Source organism: Novosphingobium sp. G106 (assembly GCF_019075875.1).
Classification (GTDB): domain Bacteria; phylum Pseudomonadota; class Alphaproteobacteria; order Sphingomonadales; family Sphingomonadaceae; genus Novosphingobium.
On sequence record NZ_JAHOOZ010000001.1, the window covers coordinates 4,329,851 to 4,346,690 of the forward strand.

The 16,840-nt window shown below is 66.2% G+C and carries 15 protein-coding genes and 4 pseudogenes; 8 read left to right on the top strand and 11 right to left on the bottom strand.

Features of this window, described 5'->3' with window-relative positions:
* Window positions 1-76 precede the first annotated feature (76 nt).
* The 6 genes and pseudogenes from KRR38_RS20775 (at window position 77) to KRR38_RS20800 (ending at window position 7,161) form a co-directional block, all read left to right on the top strand.
* Complete coding sequence (locus KRR38_RS20775) at window positions 77-400, top strand: hypothetical protein (protein WP_217405122.1); 324 nt, start codon at window positions 77-79, stop codon at window positions 398-400.
* Window positions 401-408: 8 nt separating this feature from the next.
* The gene (locus KRR38_RS20780) at window positions 409-708 is read left to right on the top strand and encodes a DUF1153 domain-containing protein (RefSeq protein WP_217405124.1); all 300 of its coding nucleotides are present in this window, start codon (window positions 409-411) and stop codon (window positions 706-708) included.
* Window positions 709-957: 249 nt separating this feature from the next.
* A complete protein-coding gene (locus KRR38_RS20785) occupies window positions 958-2,157 on the top strand; it encodes an efflux RND transporter periplasmic adaptor subunit (RefSeq protein ID WP_217405125.1) in 1,200 nt (399 codons plus the stop codon).
* A gap of 3 nt (window positions 2,158-2,160) precedes the next feature.
* Window positions 2,161-5,360 (top strand): annotated as a pseudogene (locus KRR38_RS20790) (efflux RND transporter permease subunit).
* Window positions 5,361-5,428: 68 nt separating this feature from the next.
* Complete coding sequence (locus KRR38_RS20795; protein ID WP_217407379.1) at window positions 5,429-6,643, top strand: DUF445 domain-containing protein; 1,215 nt, start codon at window positions 5,429-5,431, stop codon at window positions 6,641-6,643.
* The gene (locus tag KRR38_RS20800; RefSeq protein WP_217405126.1) at window positions 6,640-7,161 is read left to right on the top strand and encodes a GNAT family N-acetyltransferase; all 522 of its coding nucleotides are present in this window, start codon (window positions 6,640-6,642) and stop codon (window positions 7,159-7,161) included. Before KRR38_RS20795 ends, KRR38_RS20800 begins: the two co-directional genes overlap by 4 nt.
* Here the strand turns inward: KRR38_RS20800 and KRR38_RS20805 are convergent.
* The gene (locus tag KRR38_RS20805; RefSeq protein WP_217405127.1) at window positions 7,158-7,721 is read right to left on the bottom strand and encodes a nuclear transport factor 2 family protein; all 564 of its coding nucleotides are present in this window, start codon (window positions 7,719-7,721) and stop codon (window positions 7,158-7,160) included. The genes KRR38_RS20800 and KRR38_RS20805 overlap by 4 nt on opposite strands.
* A 56-nt stretch (window positions 7,722-7,777) precedes the next feature.
* Between KRR38_RS20805 and KRR38_RS20810 the strand changes: the two genes are divergently transcribed.
* The gene (locus tag KRR38_RS20810) at window positions 7,778-8,464 is read left to right on the top strand and encodes an enoyl-CoA hydratase/isomerase family protein (RefSeq protein WP_217405128.1); all 687 of its coding nucleotides are present in this window, start codon (window positions 7,778-7,780) and stop codon (window positions 8,462-8,464) included.
* 4 nt (window positions 8,465-8,468) lie between these two features.
* On the opposite strand, the gene KRR38_RS36330 is transcribed toward KRR38_RS20810, so the two are convergent.
* The 6 genes and pseudogenes from KRR38_RS36330 to sucC form a co-directional block, all read right to left on the bottom strand.
* Window positions 8,469-9,548 (bottom strand): phosphotransferase family protein, encoded by a 1,080-nt coding sequence (locus KRR38_RS36330; protein ID WP_254514904.1) that lies wholly within the window; start codon window positions 9,546-9,548, stop codon window positions 8,469-8,471.
* Window positions 9,549-9,592: 44 nt separating this feature from the next.
* Complete coding sequence (locus KRR38_RS36335; RefSeq protein ID WP_254514905.1) at window positions 9,593-10,252, bottom strand: zinc-binding dehydrogenase; 660 nt, start codon at window positions 10,250-10,252, stop codon at window positions 9,593-9,595.
* Window positions 10,253-10,268: 16 nt separating this feature from the next.
* Window positions 10,269-10,610, bottom strand: a pseudogene (locus tag KRR38_RS37820) (alcohol dehydrogenase catalytic domain-containing protein); the annotation flags it as partial.
* A gap of 113 nt (window positions 10,611-10,723) precedes the next feature.
* Window positions 10,724-11,653, bottom strand: a complete 930-nt coding sequence (locus tag KRR38_RS20820; RefSeq protein WP_217405131.1) for an electron transfer flavoprotein subunit alpha/FixB family protein — start codon at window positions 11,651-11,653, stop codon at window positions 10,724-10,726.
* Window positions 11,650-12,399 carry an electron transfer flavoprotein subunit beta/FixA family protein gene (locus KRR38_RS20825; protein WP_217405132.1) on the bottom strand — a complete coding sequence of 250 codons (750 nt, stop codon included), beginning with the start codon at window positions 12,397-12,399 and terminating at the stop codon, window positions 11,650-11,652. Before KRR38_RS20825 ends, KRR38_RS20820 begins: the two co-directional genes overlap by 4 nt.
* A 150-nt stretch (window positions 12,400-12,549) precedes the next feature.
* A pseudogene (gene sucC, locus KRR38_RS20830) lies at window positions 12,550-13,750 on the bottom strand (ADP-forming succinate--CoA ligase subunit beta).
* A 145-nt stretch (window positions 13,751-13,895) separates the two neighbouring features.
* Here sucC and KRR38_RS20835 point away from each other — a divergent pair.
* A pseudogene (locus KRR38_RS20835) lies at window positions 13,896-14,688 on the top strand (3'(2'),5'-bisphosphate nucleotidase CysQ).
* A 2-nt stretch (window positions 14,689-14,690) separates the two neighbouring features.
* Here KRR38_RS20835 and KRR38_RS20840 read toward each other — a convergent pair.
* Genes KRR38_RS20840 through KRR38_RS20855 form a run of 4 tightly spaced genes read right to left on the bottom strand, consistent with a single transcriptional unit; the run spans window position 14,691 to window position 16,826 of the window.
* Window positions 14,691-15,104: a DoxX family protein gene (locus tag KRR38_RS20840; protein ID WP_217405133.1), complete on the bottom strand. Its 414-nt coding sequence runs from the start codon at window positions 15,102-15,104 to the stop codon at window positions 14,691-14,693.
* Between the two features lie 13 nt (window positions 15,105-15,117).
* Window positions 15,118-15,336 (bottom strand): DUF4287 domain-containing protein, encoded by a 219-nt coding sequence (locus KRR38_RS20845; RefSeq protein ID WP_217405134.1) that lies wholly within the window; start codon window positions 15,334-15,336, stop codon window positions 15,118-15,120.
* 51 nt (window positions 15,337-15,387) lie between these two features.
* Entirely contained in the window at window positions 15,388-16,095 is a 708-nt protein-coding gene (locus tag KRR38_RS20850; RefSeq protein ID WP_217405135.1) for a helix-turn-helix domain-containing protein, read from the bottom strand.
* A 35-nt stretch (window positions 16,096-16,130) separates the two neighbouring features.
* Window positions 16,131-16,826 carry an OmpA family protein gene (locus KRR38_RS20855; RefSeq protein ID WP_217405136.1) on the bottom strand — a complete coding sequence of 232 codons (696 nt, stop codon included), beginning with the start codon at window positions 16,824-16,826 and terminating at the stop codon, window positions 16,131-16,133.
* Between the last annotated feature and the right edge of the window lie 14 nt (window positions 16,827-16,840).

Below are 16,840 nucleotides of genomic sequence, written 5' to 3' on the forward strand. Positions count from 1 at the left end.
TAACTTAAGTCAATGTCAGGTAAAGCCCGCCTTTACCTCCCCTTGACCTCTGCGCGCTATAAGCTGGTCCATGAAAATGAGCTTCGACCTCGAAACCCCGCTGGCGGCATCGTTCGCAATGGCGGCTGGAAACCATCCGGGCGAGACGTTCGACTGGTACGACCTGCGGGCCCGCATGGCAGCCGCCTATGCCACCCGCTGCGTGCTGGAACTTGAAAAAGCTCGCGAAACTCCGATTCCCATGGGCAGCTTCGACCGCGGATCCGCGCGCGTCATGGCGGTCTACGGCATGGGCCCCAGCGAAGGGTTAGAACGTATTAACCCAACTGGTTTAGCCAATGGCAATTCGGGGTGCGACAATAAGACGGTCGCTGCCAACGCAAACGTGGCAGGCGACTGAGGATAGAGATGATCGAGAACCAGAAAATCCGTCCTGCGATGGTAATCGGGCCGCTCGGCGAACCGCTCTCCGTGGATTCGCTGCCGCCGCCGAGCACGACCCGTTGGGTCGTCCGTCGCAAGGCCGAAGTCGTGGCCGCCGTGAACGGCGGGCTGCTGACGATCGACGAAGTGTGCGAGCGTTATTCGCTCACGCTCGAGGAATTCGCCTCGTGGCAGCGCGCGGTCGACCGCTCGGGCATGCAGGGCCTGCGCGTCACGCGCATCCAGCACTATCGCGATCTCTACGAGCGTCAGCAGAAATACTGACCGTCTAAGGCGGCGGCGCAGCCCTGCGCCGCCGCGATATTCTCTCCACAGCGCCGCTATTCTGCCGCTCGGCCCGCAAACGGCCGGATGACTGCGCATTGCCTCGCGGCGAGCGCAGGTCTATGTCGGAATGTGAATTATCCGCACACCGCGGCATCACTACGATGTCCGCGGTGTTTCGGGTCAGGGTGTAAGGCAGGAAGCCGTCTCGCCGCCATTGGCGCTGCGGTTCCTTTCCGGGTGGAATCGATGAACTACGATACCAAGATCGATGCGGCTAGCGGTGCGGAGGATTCCTCCTATAATCCGCTCGTCGCAGGCGATGCGGAAGATCGCGCGTCGAGCCGCCGGATGTGGATCATCGGCGCGGTTGCCGCCGTTCTGATGATCGGCCTGTGGTTCATGCTTCATCACAAAGGCGCCCCGACGCCCGAAACGTCGACGATCGCCCAGGCGCCCGTCGTTACCGTGATCGCGCCCGGCCGCAGCACCGTTGCCGGCCAGATCACCGCAACGGGTACCTTGGGCGCACGGCGCGAGTTGCCCGTCGGTTCGGTCGGCGAAGGCGGCCAGGTCGTCGAAGTGCGCGTCGAACCCGGCCAGTGGGTCCGGCAGGGGCAGATACTCGCGGTTATCGACCGTTCGGTGCAGAGCCAGCAGGAAGCCGGCAGCGCCGCGCAGACCCGCGTCGCCCAGGCCGATGCCAGGCTCGCCCAGGCCAATCTCGACCGTGCGCTCAAGCTGGTCGAACGCGGTTTCATCTCCAAGGCCGACATCGACCGGCTGACCGCGACGCGCGACGCCGCCAATGCCCGCGTCGGTCTCGCCCGCGCGCAGCTCGGCGAGATGCAGGCGCGTGTTCGCCGGCTCAATATCGTGGCTCCGGCCGACGGCCTGCTGCTCGAACGCATGGTCGAGCCCGGCCAGGTCGTCGCGGGCGGCAACACCCCCCTGTTCCGTATCGCCAAGGGCGGTGAGATGGAGCTGCTTGCGCGGCTGACAGAGGATGACCTCGCGGCGATCTCGACGGGCGTGTCGGCCCAGGTCACACCCGCGGGTTCGGGCAAGAGTTTCACCGGCCAGGTCTGGCAGATCTCGCCGGTGATCGACCCGCAGACCCGCCAGGGAATCGCGCGCATCGCGCTTGCCTATGCGCCGGAACTCAGGCCCGGCGGCTTCGGCAATGCCACGATCGCCGCGGGCAGCGTCGTTGCGCCCTTGTTGCCCGAATCGGCGGTGCTGTCCGACAGCAAGGGCAGCTATGTCTTCATTGTCGAGAAGAACGGCAAGGTCGCGCGTCGCGACGTCAAGACCGGCGGCCTGAACGATCGCGGCATCATCGTGATCTCGGGCCTCTCCGGCGATGAACAAGTCGTCCAGCGCGCCGGCGCCTTCCTCTCGCCGGGCGAGACGGTGAAACCGAAGCTGTCCGCGCAGCCGAAGGGCTGATCGATGAATTTCAATCAGCTCTCGGCCTGGTCGATCCGGCACCCCGTGGTGCCGATCGTCTTTTTCATCGCGCTGGTCATCGCCGGCATCGTCAGCTTCATGCGCATGGACGTGCAGCAGCAGCCCGACATCGAATTTCCGCTGGTCATCATCAGTGTCACCCAGCCCGGCGCCGCGCCGAGCGAGATCGAGACCCAGATCACCCAGAAGGTCGAAGCGGCGGTCCGCTCGATCAGCGGCGTCGTCACGATCAGTTCGACGGCGACCGAGGGTTCGAGCCAGACGATGGTCGAGTTCGCCATCGGCGAAGACATCAACGGCGCGGTTAACGAAGTGAAGAACTCGGTCGACCAGATCCGTTCCTCGCTGCCCGACGGCATTCTCGAGCCGCAGATCTTCAAGGCCGCTACCTCGTCGCAGCCGATCGCCTATTTCGCGGTCGAGGCCGACGACATGACGATCGAGCAGCTCTCCTGGTTCATCGACGACACCGTGGCCAAGCGCCTGCTGTCGATCGACGGCATGGCCGAAGTGAAGCGCTCGGGCGGCGTCAGCCGCGAGATTGTCGTCACCCTGATTCCCTCGCAGATGCAGTCGCTCGGTGTCACCGCGAGCCAGGTCAACGCGACGCTGCGCAATCTCAACGTCAACGCCGCGGGCGGCAAGGCGGAGATCGGCGGCACGCGCCAGTCGGTGCGCGTGCTCGGCAACGCCGAAGACGCCTACAAGCTCTCGCAGACCGACATCGCGCTCGGCAATGGCCGGACGATCAAGCTGGCCGACATCGCCAAGGTCACCGATTCGTTCGGCGAGATCGTCAATATCGCCAAGTACGACGGCAAGCCGGTGGTCAACTTCGGCCTGACGCGTGCGCGCGGCGCCTCGGACGTCACCGTCTACGACAGCGCGGTGGAAGAGATGGGCAAGCTCGAGAAGGAGCACCCGGGCGTCCACTTCAAGCGCATGTTCACTTCGGTGGGCTACACCAAGGCGCAGTATGAAAGCTCGATGGCCTCGATGGTCGAGGGCTCGATCCTTGCGGTCATCATCGTCTTCTTTTTCCTGCGCGACTGGCGTGCGACGATCGTCTCGGCGATCGCCATCCCGCTTTCGGCAATCCCGACCTTCTGGTTCATGGAGATGCTGGGCATCACCCTGAGTTCGCAGTCGCTGCTCGCGCTCGGCCTCGTCGCGGGCGTCCTGGTCGACGATGCGATCGTCGAGATCGAGAATATCGTGCGCCACATGCGCATGGGCAAGTCAGCTTATCAGGCGGCAATCGACGCAGCCGACGAAATCGGCTTGGCGGTCGTCGCGACGACTTTCTCCATCGTCGCGGTATTCCTGCCCGTCGGCATGATGCCCGGCGTCTCGGGCGAGATCTTCCGCGCCTTCGGCCTGACCGTCGTCGTCGCGGTGCTGATGAGCCTTGCCGTCGCGCGTACGATCACGCCGATGGTCTCGGCCTATTTCCTCAAGGCGCACGGCCATGCCGAGCACGCCGGCGGGCCCTGGATGGACCGTTATCTCGACGTGCTGCACTGGTCGCTCGATACGTCGAAAGCGCAGGCCTACCGCGCAGAGCATCGCGGCGTAGATGGCCACCTCAGTCTGTTCCACCGCCTCGGCGCAAGGCTGCGCGACCATCGTGTCTGGATGATGGGCGTCGGCGGCTCGGCGCTGCTCCTCACCGGCGTGATCGGCGGATCGCTGCCGATGGAGTTCTTCCCGACGCAGAATAACGACTTCAGCGGCATCCAGATCGAGATGGTGCCCGGCACGACGCTCCAGCAGTCGGAGGCCGTGTCGGACCAGGTGCGCCGCATCGTCCAGCAGCGGCCAGAGACCAAGAACGTGCTCCAACGCATCTTCGAGGACAAAGGCAACCTGATGGTCATGCTCCGCGAGGACCGCAAGAAGACCAGCAAGGAATTCGAGAACGAACTGACGCCCATTCTGCAGCAGATCCCGGATGCTCGCGTGACCATTCAGGATATGCAGAGTCAGGGTGGCGGCACCGGCACCGGCCGGCCGATCTCGATCATGCTCACGGGCACCGATTCGGCGCTGCTCGATCAGACCGCGGCGAAGCTTGTCCAGGAAATGCAGGGCTTGAAGCAGATCGTCGCCCCGCGCGTCAGCGCCGACATGCGCCGGCCCGAGATCGTGGTGAAGCCGCGGCTCGATCTCGCCTCGCAGCTCGGCGTCTCGACCCAGGCGCTCAGCACGGCGATCGCGTCGCGACGATCGGCGAGATCGACCAGAACGCAGCCAAGTTCTCGCTATCGGACCGGCAGGTACCGATCCGCGTACGCCTGCCCGAGGACGCGCGCCGCGACCTGTCGAACATCGCCAACCTGCCTGTGCAGACGGCGAGCGGTGGCTCGGTACCCCTGTCGCGCGTCGCGGAGATCACTTTCGGCTCGGGGCCGACGACGATCCAGCGCTACAACCAGCAACGCCGCATCTTCGTCGGCGCCGACCTCGCGCCCGGCGTCGTCAAGAGCGAGGCGACGAGCGCCATTTTCGCCCTGCCGACGCTGAAGCACCTGCCGCGCGGCGTTACCAATTCGCCAGTCGGCCAGGATCAGTGGCAGCTCGAAATGATCCACAACCTGATGATCGCGGTTCCCACCGGCATCCTGCTCGTCTTCGCCGTGCTGGTGCTGCTCTACCACCGGATCATCTCGCCGCTGGTCAACATGGGCTCGCTGTTCCTCGCGCCCTTCGGCGGGCTGCTGGCGCTGCTGATCACCGGGCAGTCGCTGTCGATGCCCGTGTTCATCGGCATCCTCATGCTGCTCGGCATCGTCGCCAAGAACTCGATCCTGCTGATCGACTTCGCGATCGAGGAAATGGCCACCGGTACGTCCAAATTCGATGCGATCGTCGAAGCCGGGCACAAACGGGCCCAGCCGATCGTTATGACCACCGTGGCTATGATCGCAGGCATGATTCCTACCGCGCTGTCGCTTTCCGGCGATGGCGCCTGGCGCGCGCCGATGGGCACGACGGTGATCGGCGGGCTGCTCTGCTCGACCTTCCTGACGCTGCTGATCGTGCCCGCCCTGTTCAGCCTCGCCGACGGGCTCGAGAAGCGCCTCGGACCGAAGCTGCGCCGCTCGCTGTTGACCTATGAGCCCGAGCATGGCGAAGCCTCGCGCCGCCTAGAGCGCGGAGAAGGCGCCCTGCCGGCGGAGTGAGCGAGTTGGGCGAAGCCCTGTCTGGCCCTGCCAAGCCCGATGCCCTGCTGTCCGACAGGGCGCGCCGCATGCGCATGATCGCGACGGGGCTGCTGCTGTTCATGGCGGCTAGCTTCCTCGCGGCGCGCGAGCTTTCGGCGCTATTCCCGCACCCGGCCTGGGGCTTTGCCATTGCCTTCACCGAAGCGGCGATGGTCGGCGGCCTGGCCGACTGGTTCGCGGTCACGGCGCTGTTCCGTCACCCGCTCGGCCTGCCGATCCCGCACACCGCGATCATTCCGGAGAACAAGGACCGCATCGCCGACACCATGGCGGCCTTCCTGCGGACCAATTTCCTCACGCCCGCGGTGGTCGCGCGGCGGATCCAGGGCTTCAACCTGGCGCAGGCGGCGGGCAACATGCTGATCGAGCAGCGCAGCGGCACCCAGTCGCGGCTGCGCGACGGCGCGGCGAACCTCCTGGCCGACCTCCTCGAATCGCTCGATGAAGAACAGTTCGGCGGCATGGTGAAGTCGGGCCTCAAGAAGCAGCTGACCAAGCTGAACCTTGCACCGCTGCTCGGCCAGCTGCTGCAGACCGCGATCGCCGACCGCCGGCACCCGCCGGTCCTCGACGCCTTCATCCGCTGGGCCGCGCTGACGATCGAGGCCAATGAAGACCTGATGCGCGACATCATCCACAAGCGCGCGGGCGCGCTGCTGCGCTGGACGGGGCTCGACGACAAGGTCGCCAATGCCGTGCTCGACGGCATCTACAAGCTGCTCGCCGAGACCCTGGTGATCCCCGATCACCCGATTCGCGCCAAGATCGAGGAGGGCCTGGCGACGCTCGCCCACTCGCTGCTGCACGATCCCGAAATGCAGGAGAAGGTCGCGCGGCTGAAGGAGGAGGTGCTCGCCAATCCGGCAATGAGCCACTGGCTCGACGGCATGTGGGAACGCACGCGCGGCGGCCTGCTGCGCGCGGTGCGCAATCCGCAGGGCCTGATGAAAGGCAGCCTGGGGCTCAGCATCGAGCAGCTCGGCAGGACGCTGGTCGAGGACGAGGAACTGCAGCTTCTGGTCAACCGCTTTGCCCGGCGCACCCTGGTCGGCTCGGTCTCGCGCTATGGCGACGAGATCGTCCGCATCGTCTCGGAAACTGTGAAGCGCTGGGACGCGCGCACGGTGACTGGCCGGATCGAAGGCGCGGTCGGTCGCGACCTCCAGTTCATCCGTATCAACGGCACGCTGGTCGGAGGGCTGGTCGGCGTGCTGATCCATACGGTGGACCGGTTGCTGTGAGCGAGCCGCTTCTGCGCACGGAGCGGCTCGAACTCTGGCCGCCGCGGCTGGGCGACATGCCGGGCCTCGTCGACCTTATTGCCGCTGACGAGACGCGGCGTTTCCTCGGTCCTGCGGAGGCTAGCGCAAAGAGCCAGTTCGAGAAGCTGCTGCGCAATGCTGGCGGCTGGGCGCTCTACGGCTACGGCAGTTTCCATGTTCGCCTGCACGGGGAGCCCGACATCGTCGGCAGCTGCGGCATTTTCCATACCTGGCGTGGCTTCGGCCAGGGCATGGACGACGTGCCCGAAGCCGGCTGGATCATCCGTCACGACCACTGGGGCAAAGGCATCGCCGGCGAAGCGATGCGCGCAGCGCTTACCTGGTTCGATGCGACTCACGGGCCACGACGGATCGCGGCGATGATCGAGGATGGCAACGCCGCCTCGCAGAAGGTCGCGGCGGCGTTGGGCTTCCTCGAGTACGGCCGCCAAGAGTTCGAAGGCTCGCCGCTGATCCTCTACGAGCGGATCGGCTAAGCTGGAGCCGCGACCTCGGCGAGCCAGGGATTGCCCGAATGGGTGAGGCCCAGCGTGCGATAGGAATGGTCCTCGGGCCCGCGCCGGGTTTCCTCGAAGCCGCGACCGGCCAGCCAGTCGCGCTCCTGCGCGTGTGAGATCGACCATTCGCGGATGCACAGGCGATCCTTGATCCGCCAGACGCCGCCCTCGCGCACCAGCGTATCGATATAGCGCCCCCCAAGCTGGTTGAGCATGTCCGCCACGCCGTTCTTGCCTGGATAGATCACAGTCGCGACGAAATAGGTCTCGGCACCAGCCTGATCGCCGTCCACCTTGATCAACGACTGGCCCAGCATGTGGCTGACCACATCGGTCGTGCGCAGCGATTCCTCGACCGTCTCGATCGAGAAGCGGCGGCCTTCCATCTTGCGTGGGCCGTGGTCGTCCCAGCTGTCGGCAGCATAGGTGCTCGCCATCTCTACCTCGTCGCCGCGGTCACAACCGTGGCAGTACACGGCCAGCAACTGGCGGATTTCGTGGTGGTCGAGCATTTCCTGCAGGCGCGGATCAAGATCCATCTTATCCCCTCTCTCGTCGTTTTGCGGAGAGGCTAGCACGTGATAGGCCCGGCGCCATGGCCGAAGTGGAACTGACGAAAGAGGGGCCGGTCGCGCTCATCACGCTGAACCGGGGTGCGAAGCGCAATGCGATATCGATTGCGATGCAGCGTGAACTGGTGGCCGCGCTGGAGGCGGTTGCCGGCGACGCTGACGTCCGTGCGCTGATCCTGACCGGCGCCGGCTCGGACTTCTGCGTGGGTGGTGATCGCGCCGTGGTCGAGCAGATCGCCGCGGACGCCGGTTTCGAAGCGATGGCGGCGGCACAGCACCGCCGTACCGCCGCCGTCCTGTTCGGGCTCGAGGTGCCGGTCATCGCGGCGATCGAAGGTGCGGCTTTTGGCTTCGGTGCCGAGCTTGCCGCCGGCAGCGACATCGTCGTGATGGGCGATGCCGCACGGCTGGCCGATCCGCACGTCCGCTTCGGACTCCCGCCGGCACCGATCGTGGCGCTGGCCTGGCCGCTGATGAGCTCGCGCCTAGTAGCGGCCGAGCTAGTCCTGACCGGGCGGGAGGTTCCGGCGAACGAAGCGCTGGCGCTGGGCCTCGCCAGCCGGGTAGTGCCGGCCGGAACCGCGCTCGCCGTGGCTAGAACATTGGCCGAGACGATTGCAACTCTGCCCGTCGAGGGCGTCGCTCTCGCCAAGCGGGCGATCCGGCTCGACGTCGCCGATCTCGACCGGTTCTATCCGCAGCCGCGCTGAACGCTCAGGAAATCCGCCGGATGAATTCGGCGTTGCGCTTGAAGCCGCCGTCGACGCTGCGGCGAAAAAACTCGCCAACCTCCGTCGGCAGGTGTCCCGCGGCGGCGGCAGCTACCTTGTACTCGATGATGCAGCCGACCTTGAATCCCGCGAGGATGCAGAAGTAGTCGAAGTCGGCCATGTCGCGGCCGGTGCCCGCGCAATAGTATTGCCCCAGCGCCTGCTTGGTCGGCGCGTTGGTCACGTCGATCAGCCCGTGGGCGCTGGTCATGTCCGGGAAGCGTTCGTCGCGCAGCCCGCCGCAGAGCCAGCCCATGTCAAGCATCGGGTCGCCGATCGTCGACAGCTCCCAGTCGATCATCGCCGCGAGCCGTGCCGGCGGGCCGTGGCGGAACAGGACGTTGGTCGTCGCGATGTCGCCGTGGATGATGCCGATGTCGCGCGTCGGCCGGGCATTGGCGCGCAACCATGCTTCGACCTCGTCATAGCCTTCGAGATGGCGTTTTTCGTAGCCGGGGTATTTCTCCGGATAGGAGGCAAGCTGGCCGGCCCAGCGGTCCACCTGGCGCTCGAGGAAATTGTTCGCCTTGCCGAAGGTCTCGAGCCCGATCGCCTTGTAGTCGACATTGGCCAGCTTGATCAGCCCGCCGACGATCGCATAGGCGAGGCCGTATTCGTAAGGCGCCTTGTCGAAGGGCGGCTCATTGTGGATCTGCTCATCGCGCAGGTTGCCCGCCCAACCCTCGACCTTTTCCATGACGTAGAACGGCATGCCGATGACTTCGCGGTCCTCGCAGACGCCGTAGCAGATCGGGTGGGGCACGTCGGTGGGGTTGAGCGCAGAGAGCACCCGCGCCTCGCGCATCACCCCACGCTCGGCGCCCGGCGGCGGCACGGCAGGCGGCCGGCGCAGGACCATCTGCGGGCCGCCGCGATCGAGCGTCAGTACGACGTTCGAAGTGCCGCCGTGGAGTAGTTCGGTCCTGAGCGCGCCTTTGCCGAGTTCGGGGATATGGGCATCGAGCCACTCGGTCAGGCGCGGTATGTCGGCTAGTGCCGCAAGGTCATGGGTAATGCCGCTCATCGTGCTCTCCGCCTCTTTTGCGGAGAGCCTAACGTGGATGATCGCTAGCCGGAAGCGCCCGTGTCCAGCACGACCCGGAACCGCGCCTTGCCGCTGATCATATGATCGTAGGCGGCCTGTGCCTGTTCGAGCGGATAGATCTCGTTCATCGAGCTGACGCCTTCGATCGCGGCGAATTTCAGCGTGTCCTCCGAATCCACCGAGGTGCCCGAGTACCAGCCCTTTACCGCGGCGCGCTTCATCAGCAGGTCCATCGTGTCGACCTCGAAGGCGCCAACCGCGCCGATCACCATGAACACGCCGTTGGGCCCGAGCCCGCCGACGAGCTGGGCCATGGCCTCGGCATTGGTCACGGTCGCGATGATCGCGCGGGCACCGCCCATGGCGCGCAGTGCCGCCGCGGGATCGCCGGCAGTACTGTCGATGTAGTCGTGTGCGCCGAGCTCGCGGGCGAGCGCTTCCTTGTCGGTGCCGCGGTTCACCGCGACGGTCCGGTAACCGAGCTTGCGTGCGAACTGAATGCCGAGATGGCCGAGGCCGCCGACGCCGTGCACCGCGACCAGGTCGCCGGGCTTCGCGCCCGAATTGCGCAGCGCGTTGAACGTCGTGATCCCAGCGCAGAGCAATGGCGCCGAGGCGACCATCTCGAGATCGGGGGGCGATCCGGGCCAGGGCGCTGGCCCGCGCGACCATGTAGTCGGCATAGCCGCCATCGCGGTAGATGCCGGTGACGTCGTGGACGTTCTCGCAGGCAAAGGCATTGTCGTGCCGGCAGTTGTCGCAATGGCCGCAGTTGCCGCTGTGCCAGCCTACGCCGACGCGCTCACCCGGTTCCCAGCCGACGACGCCGTTACCCAGCGCATCGATCACGCCGACGACTTCGTGCCCGGGGACGCGCGGGTAGGTCAGCCCGGGGAAGATGTTCTGCATGATGACGGCGTCGCTGTGGCAGACGCCGCAGGCATGGACGCGGATACGAACTTCACCGGGGGCGGGCTCCGGCAGGGGGCGTTCGACCAGCACCAGTGGGCCGCCGGGCTCCCGGACTTCGATAGCACGCATGATCAGCTCCTCACGAGTCCCGCGGCATCATCCTATCCCGGGCATCGAGCGAGGCCAAAGAAAAGCCCCGGCGGTGAGGCCGGGGCTTTGTCATTCCGCGATCGCCTGAGCGTTCAGAGCTTGCCGGTGAGTTCCGGCACGGCGTTGAACAGGTCGGCGACGAGGCCGATGTCGGCGACCTGGAAGATCGGCGCGTCCTCGTCCTTGTTGATGGCGATGATGGTCTTCGAATCCTTCATGCCCGCTAGGTGCTGGATCGCGCCCGAGATGCCGATGGCGATGTAGACTTCGGGGGCGACGATCTTGCCCGTCTGGCCGACCTGGTAGTCGTTGGGCACGTAGCCCGCGTCGACTGCGGCGCGGCTGGCGCCGACGGCGGCGCCGAGCTTGTCGGCGAGCGGGAAGATGACCTGTTCGAAAGTCGGCCCGTCCTTGAGCGCGCGGCCGCCCGAGACGATGATCTTGGCACTGGTCAGCTCGGGGCGCTCCAGCTTGGCGATCTCGGCGCCGGCGAAGCTCGAGATGCCGGCATCGCCCGCACCCGAGACGCTCTCGACGCTGGCCGAACCGCCAGCAGCGTCGGCCTTAGCGAAGGCGGTGCCGCGGACGGTGATGACCTTCTTGGCATCGACCGACTGCACGGTGGCGATGGCATTGCCCGCATAGATCGGACGCGTGAAGGTGTCGGCGCTCTCGACCGAGAGGATGTCGCTGATCTGCATCACGTCGAGCGAAGCGGCGACGCGCGGGGCGATGTTCTTGCCGTGCGCCGTGGCGGGCGCAAGGAAGGCATCGTAGTTCGCCATCAGGCCGGCCACGAGCGGCGCGACGTTCTCGGCCAGCTGGTTGGCATAGGCCGCATCGTCGGCCAGCAGCACTTTGGCGACGCCGGCGATCTTGGCGGCCTGGTCGGCGACCGCGGCAGCGCCGCTGCCCGCGACGAGGACGTGGACTTCGCCGAGCTGGGTGCCGGCGGTGACGACGGCGAGCGTGGCGTCCTTCAGCGACGCGTTGTCATGCTCTGCGTAGACGAGGACGCTCATGCGGCGACTCCCATTTCCTTGAGTTTGGCGACCAGTGCGTCGACGTCGGCGACCTTGATGCCGGCGCTGCGCACGGGCGGCTCGGTGACCTTGAGCGTCTTGAGGCGCGGCGCGGTGTCGACGCCGTAGTCGGCAGGCGTCTTGTTCGCGAGCGGCTTGGACTTCGCCTTCATGATGTTGGGCAGCGAAGCATAGCGCGGCTCGTTGAGGCGCAGGTCGGTGGTGACGATGGCGGGAAGCGACAGCTTCACCGTCTCGAGGCCGCCGTCGACTTCACGCTTCACCGTGACCGAATCGCCGTCGACGGTGACTTCGGAAGCGAAAGTGCCCTGCGGACGGCCGGTGAGGGCGGCGAGCATCTGGCCGGTCTGGTTGCAGTCGTCGTCGATCGCCTGCTTGCCGAGGATGACGAGACCCGGGGTCTCTTCGGCCATGATCGCCTTGAGGATCTTGGCGACGGCCAGCGGCTCGACGTCGTCCTCGACAGTCACCAGGATCGCGCGGTCGGCGCCCATGGCGAGCGCGGTGCGCAGCGTTTCCTGGGCCTTGGCCGGGCCGACGGAGACCGCGATGATCTCGGTCGCGACGCCCTTTTCGCGGAGCCGGATCGCTTCTTCGACGGCGATTTCGTCGAAGGGGTTCATGCTCATCTTGACATTGGCGAGGTCGACGCCGGTGCCGTCGGACTTGACCCGCGGCTTCACGTTGTAATCGATCACCCGCTTGACGGGCACGAGGATCTTCATCGGATGAGGTCCTTCCTCTCAGATGCGGTGGAAATTTAGCCGCGCGATTAAACTGAATCGCCGGACGCCATTGCCGCCTATGGCCTTAACGTCAAGCCCCGCCGCGATGGGATCGCGGCGGGGCTTTTGCAATTCATCGATATGATAGGCTCAGGCGGCCTTCTTCACTTCGGCAACGATCTTCTTGGCGGCGTCGCCCAGATCGTCGGCCGGCACGATGGCGAGGCCCGAGCTGGCGAGGATCGCCTTGCCCTGCTCGACATTGGTACCTTCGAGGCGGACGACCAGCGGAACCTGCAGGTTCACTTCCTTGGCGGCGGTGACGATGCCTTCGGCGATCGTGTCGCACTTCATGATGCCGCCGAAGATGTTGACGAGGATGCCCTTCACCGCAGGATCGGCGAGGATGATCTTGAACGCCGCGGTGACCTTCTCGGTCGTGGCGCCGCCGCCGACGTCGAGGAAGTTGGCGGGGAACATGCCGTTGAGCTTGATGATGTCCATCGTCGCCATGGCGAGGCCGGCGCCATTGACCATGCAGCCGATGTCGCCGTCGAGCTTGATGTAGGCGAGGTCGTACTTGCTCGCTTCGACTTCGGCCGGGTCTTCCTCGGTCTCGTCGCGCAGAGCGGCGATGTCGGGATGACGGAACAGCGCGTTCGGAATCGAAGCTGACCTTGGCGTCGAGCACCTGGATCTTGCCGTCCTCGGTCTCGATCAGCGGATTGATCTCGAGCATCGCCATGTCGGTGGCGACGAACGCGTCATAAAGCTGCGACGCGACCTTCTGGGCCTGCTTGTTGAGATCGCCCTTGAGCTTCAGCGCGAAAGCGACGGCGCGGCCATGGTGCGGCTGGAAGCCCTCGGCAGGATCGATGACGATGGTCTGGATCTTCTCGGGCGTGTCGTGGGCCACGGTCTCGATGTCCATGCCGCCCTCGGTCGAGACGATCATGGCGATGCGGCCGGTCGCGCGGTCGACCAGCATCGACAGGTAGTATTCCTTGGCGATGTCGGCCCCGTCGGTGATGTAGAGGCGATTGACCTGCTTGCCGGCTTCACCGGTCTGGATCGTCACCAGCGTGTTGCCGAGCATGTCGGTGGCGTTGGCGCGCACTTCGTCGAGCGTCTTCGACAGGCGGACACCGCCCTTGGCGTCGGCGCCCAGTTCCTTGAACTTGCCCTTGCCGCGGCCGCCGGCGTGGATCTGCGCCTTCACGACATAGAGCGGCCCGGGGAGCTTGCCGGCGGCGGCGACGGCCTCGTCGACGGTCAGAGCGGGATAGCCCGCGGGCACCGCGACGCCGAATTTCGCAAGCAGTTCCTTGGCCTGATACTCGTGAATGTTCATGGAAGTGTCGCTTTCCGCTGGGGGCCCAGAATCCGGGGGAGGAAGGGCGGGTTTGTGCGCCGCCGCATAAGCACAACAATCGCGGCTTGAAAAGTCTTGGCTGCGGGCCGATTTCGACTCTTCGCCAGGAGACAACACACTTCGCATGATCGACCGCACCCGTCTCGAGATGATCCTCCGCGAAGCCGGCCGCATGGCCATGGCATCCCTGGCCCGGCGCCAATACCCTTGGGGGACATGCGCTGCAGGTCTGGGAGAAGGCGCCCGGCAACCCGGTTTGCGAGGCGGATCTCGCGGTCGATGCCTTCCTCAAACGCGAGCTCACGCGGCTGTTGCCTTCGGCTGGCTGGCTCTCGGAAGAGACGATCGACGCGCCCGAGCGGCTCGCTGGCGACCTGATCTGGCTGGTCGATCCGATCGACGGCACGCGCGACTATATTCGCGGTCGCCGCGGCTGGGCGGTCTCCGTCGCGCTGATCAACGCGGGCCGGCCGCTGTTCGGCATGCTCTGCGCGCCGGCGCGTGACGAGTTCTGGTACGGTCAGGCCGGGCACGGATCATGGCGCAACGACATTCCGCTGGTTGCCAGCCAGCGTACCCAACTGGCGGGATCGCGTGTCCCGGCCAAGCAGGTAAGCCAGGAGGACGCCGACCTGGTGATGGTCGACCAGCCCAACTCGATCGCGCTGCGGATGGCGATGGTCGCGGCCGACGAGGCCGATCTCGTCGCGACGCTGCGCTGGGGCTTCGAATGGGACATCGGCGCCGCCGCGCTGATCGCGCGCGAGGCCGGTGCGATGGTGACCGACGCCTTCGGCGGGCCGCTCAATTACAACAAGCGCGATCCCCGCGCCTTCGGCGTGCTGGTGACCGCGCCGGCGATCCACGATGCGGCGATCGCCCGTCTGGCCGACCGGGCGAGGAAGCTCGCAGGCTGACGTTACCCGTCCTGTGCGGGCAGAGTTCGGAACGGCAGGAGCGCCCTGATCCGCGGATCGCGCAGATAGAGGCCGCCCCAGGCAAGCAGGCCGAGATAGACGCCGAACAGGACGTGGCTGAACAGCGGGCTGCCGATTCGAACATGCGTCGCCACGGCGCCGCCCAGATACCCGGTCAGCAGGATGGCACCGAGCACGGCCGTCCGCGGCCAGGCGTAAAGCGCCGTGCAGGTCAGCGTCAGGATACCGAGCCCGCGGACCATCCCGAGCGAGGTCGGGTAGCCGAGACCTGCCGTCGTCTCGATGACGACCTGCAGCGGCACGAGCTTCATTCCCGCGTCCATCACCAGGAAGGCGATCAGCAGGCCGCTCATCACCCAGCCCGCGGTGCGTTTGCCCTTGTCGTTGCCGTTCATGACTCTTCTCCCCCTACGCCTGCTTGCCCTTGAACAGGGCGACGATGGCCATGGCGTGCCCGTGGCCCAGGCCGAACTCCTCCTTCAGCGCCAGAATGATCGCGCCGGCTTTCACGCCGGGTGCGAGACCTTCGGCAGTGGCGAAACCCTTGTCCGCACCCCACTGGCGGAACTCGGCCGGCGTCTTGCCGGTGTTTCGCTCGATGCTGTTCAGATATCCCTGGAAGCTCATGGCATCACCCCTTCCGTGCCCGTTTCCGCGCCGCGGGGTGGGAATAGGCGATCAGCGAGCGGAAGTTTTGTACGAGAACGACAACTGGGGGCGCTCGCGGGCGAGCCGGGCCGGGGTCGTGCCGATGAGGTCGCGCAGGGACCGGGTGAGGTGCGCCTGGTCGAAATAGCCCGCGTCGAAAGTGGCATCGAGCAGCGAGTGCCCGTCCAGCAGCAGGCCCGCGGCATTGCGCGCGCGCTGGATCTGTTGGTGTCGGCTAAGCGTCATGCCGGTGACCTGGCGGAAGTGCCGTTGCAGCGAACGCTGGCTCGCTCGCTTCAGGTCGCCTTCGAGCATTGCGCGGGCATGGCCGCTGAGCGCGATTGCACCGGCCGCGGCCAGCCGCGCGACGAACTGTTCGGCATTGTCGAAGCGCGGGATTTCCCAGATCGCGCCGCCGAGCAGGAACCGGCCATCGGTGAGGACCGGCAGATCGACGCTTTTGTGATCCGCCAGGGCTGCCGTGGGAAAATCGGGCAGGTAGGCCCCCATGCGAAAACGAATGGCGAGCCACCGGCCGTGCGGCGGGCAGTCCACGCTCGCGGCCCGCGAGACTGGGCCGCGCAGCGTGACCATGGTGGTGCCCGGCAGGCGCGATATGACCAGCTCGATATTGCTGTCGGCCATCGACAGGAACGAGCCGCCGCCCCGGCTCCGGCTGCGCCAGACGCGTTCGATATAGGGGGAATCGGATTCCCGGTCGTCGAACTCGATGAGCATCCGGCTGCTCCGAAGCTCGGGCGTGCCGGCCCGGGTTACTGTCGCTGCTGGCGCGCGGCCTGGACCTGGTCCTGGCTGATCGGGACGATCTTGATCTCGACGCGGCGGTTGCGGCGGCGGCCTTCCTCGGTGGTGTTGTCGGCCACGGGCAAGGTCTCGCCGAAGCCCTGGCTGCGGATGCGCGCGGCGGAGACGCCCTGCATCGTCAGGTAGTTGGCGACGGTGCGCGCGCGGTTTTCGGACAGCGTCTGGTTGTACTGGTCCGAACCCGTGGAATCGGTGTGGCCGTAAACGTCGATCAGGCTGTTCGGGTACTGGTTCATGGACTGCGCGATCTGGTCGAGCGTCGCGCGGAAGCTGGGCTGCAGCGCCGCGCTGGCGACGTCGAAGGTGACGCCTTCGGGCAAATTGACGAGGATCGCCTGGCCGTTGTCGGTGGGCGTGATGTCGACGCCGCTGCCCGCGGTGCTCTCGCGCAGCTCCTTGATCTGCTTGTCCATCGTATAGCCGATCGCGCCGCCGGCGAGGCCGCCGATGCCCGCGCCGATGATGCGGCCGGTGCCGCCGCCGATCAGCCCGCCGAGCAGCAGGCCGCCCAGCGTGCCCACGCCCGCGCCGATGGCGGTGCGTGAAACCTTCTGCTGGCCGGTGTTGGGATCGGTCACGCAGCCGGAGACGGTGATCAGCGAAACCACGGCGACGCATGACGTCAGCAGGCGGGATTTCTGCATCGTTTTTCTACCCT

Excerpts from the sequence above, each read along its gene's own strand:
- KRR38_RS20775 (WP_217405122.1), top strand. The coding sequence starts at position 77 with ATGAGCTTCGACCTCGAAACCCCGCTGGCGGCATCGTTCGCAATGGCG.
- KRR38_RS20780 (WP_217405124.1), top strand. The coding sequence starts at position 409 with ATGATCGAGAACCAGAAAATCCGTCCTGCGATGGTAATCGGGCCGCTC.
- KRR38_RS20785 (WP_217405125.1), top strand. The coding sequence starts at position 958 with ATGAACTACGATACCAAGATCGATGCGGCTAGCGGTGCGGAGGATTCC.
- KRR38_RS20795 (WP_217407379.1), top strand. The coding sequence starts at position 5,429 with ATGCGCATGATCGCGACGGGGCTGCTGCTGTTCATGGCGGCTAGCTTC.
- KRR38_RS20805 (WP_217405127.1), bottom strand. The coding sequence starts at position 7,721 with ATGGATCTTGATCCGCGCCTGCAGGAAATGCTCGACCACCACGAAATC.
- KRR38_RS20810 (WP_217405128.1), top strand. The coding sequence starts at position 7,778 with ATGGCCGAAGTGGAACTGACGAAAGAGGGGCCGGTCGCGCTCATCACG.
- KRR38_RS36330 (WP_254514904.1), bottom strand. The coding sequence starts at position 9,548 with ATGAGCGGCATTACCCATGACCTTGCGGCACTAGCCGACATACCGCGC.
- KRR38_RS36335 (WP_254514905.1), bottom strand. The coding sequence starts at position 10,252 with ATGCCGACTACATGGTCGCGCGGGCCAGCGCCCTGGCCCGGATCGCCC.
- KRR38_RS20820 (WP_217405131.1), bottom strand. The coding sequence starts at position 11,653 with ATGAGCGTCCTCGTCTACGCAGAGCATGACAACGCGTCGCTGAAGGAC.
- KRR38_RS20825 (WP_217405132.1), bottom strand. The coding sequence starts at position 12,399 with ATGAAGATCCTCGTGCCCGTCAAGCGGGTGATCGATTACAACGTGAAG.
- KRR38_RS20840 (WP_217405133.1), bottom strand. The coding sequence starts at position 15,104 with ATGAACGGCAACGACAAGGGCAAACGCACCGCGGGCTGGGTGATGAGC.
- KRR38_RS20845 (WP_217405134.1), bottom strand. The coding sequence starts at position 15,336 with ATGAGCTTCCAGGGATATCTGAACAGCATCGAGCGAAACACCGGCAAG.
- KRR38_RS20850 (WP_217405135.1), bottom strand. The coding sequence starts at position 16,095 with ATGCTCATCGAGTTCGACGACCGGGAATCCGATTCCCCCTATATCGAA.
- KRR38_RS20855 (WP_217405136.1), bottom strand. The coding sequence starts at position 16,826 with ATGCAGAAATCCCGCCTGCTGACGTCATGCGTCGCCGTGGTTTCGCTG.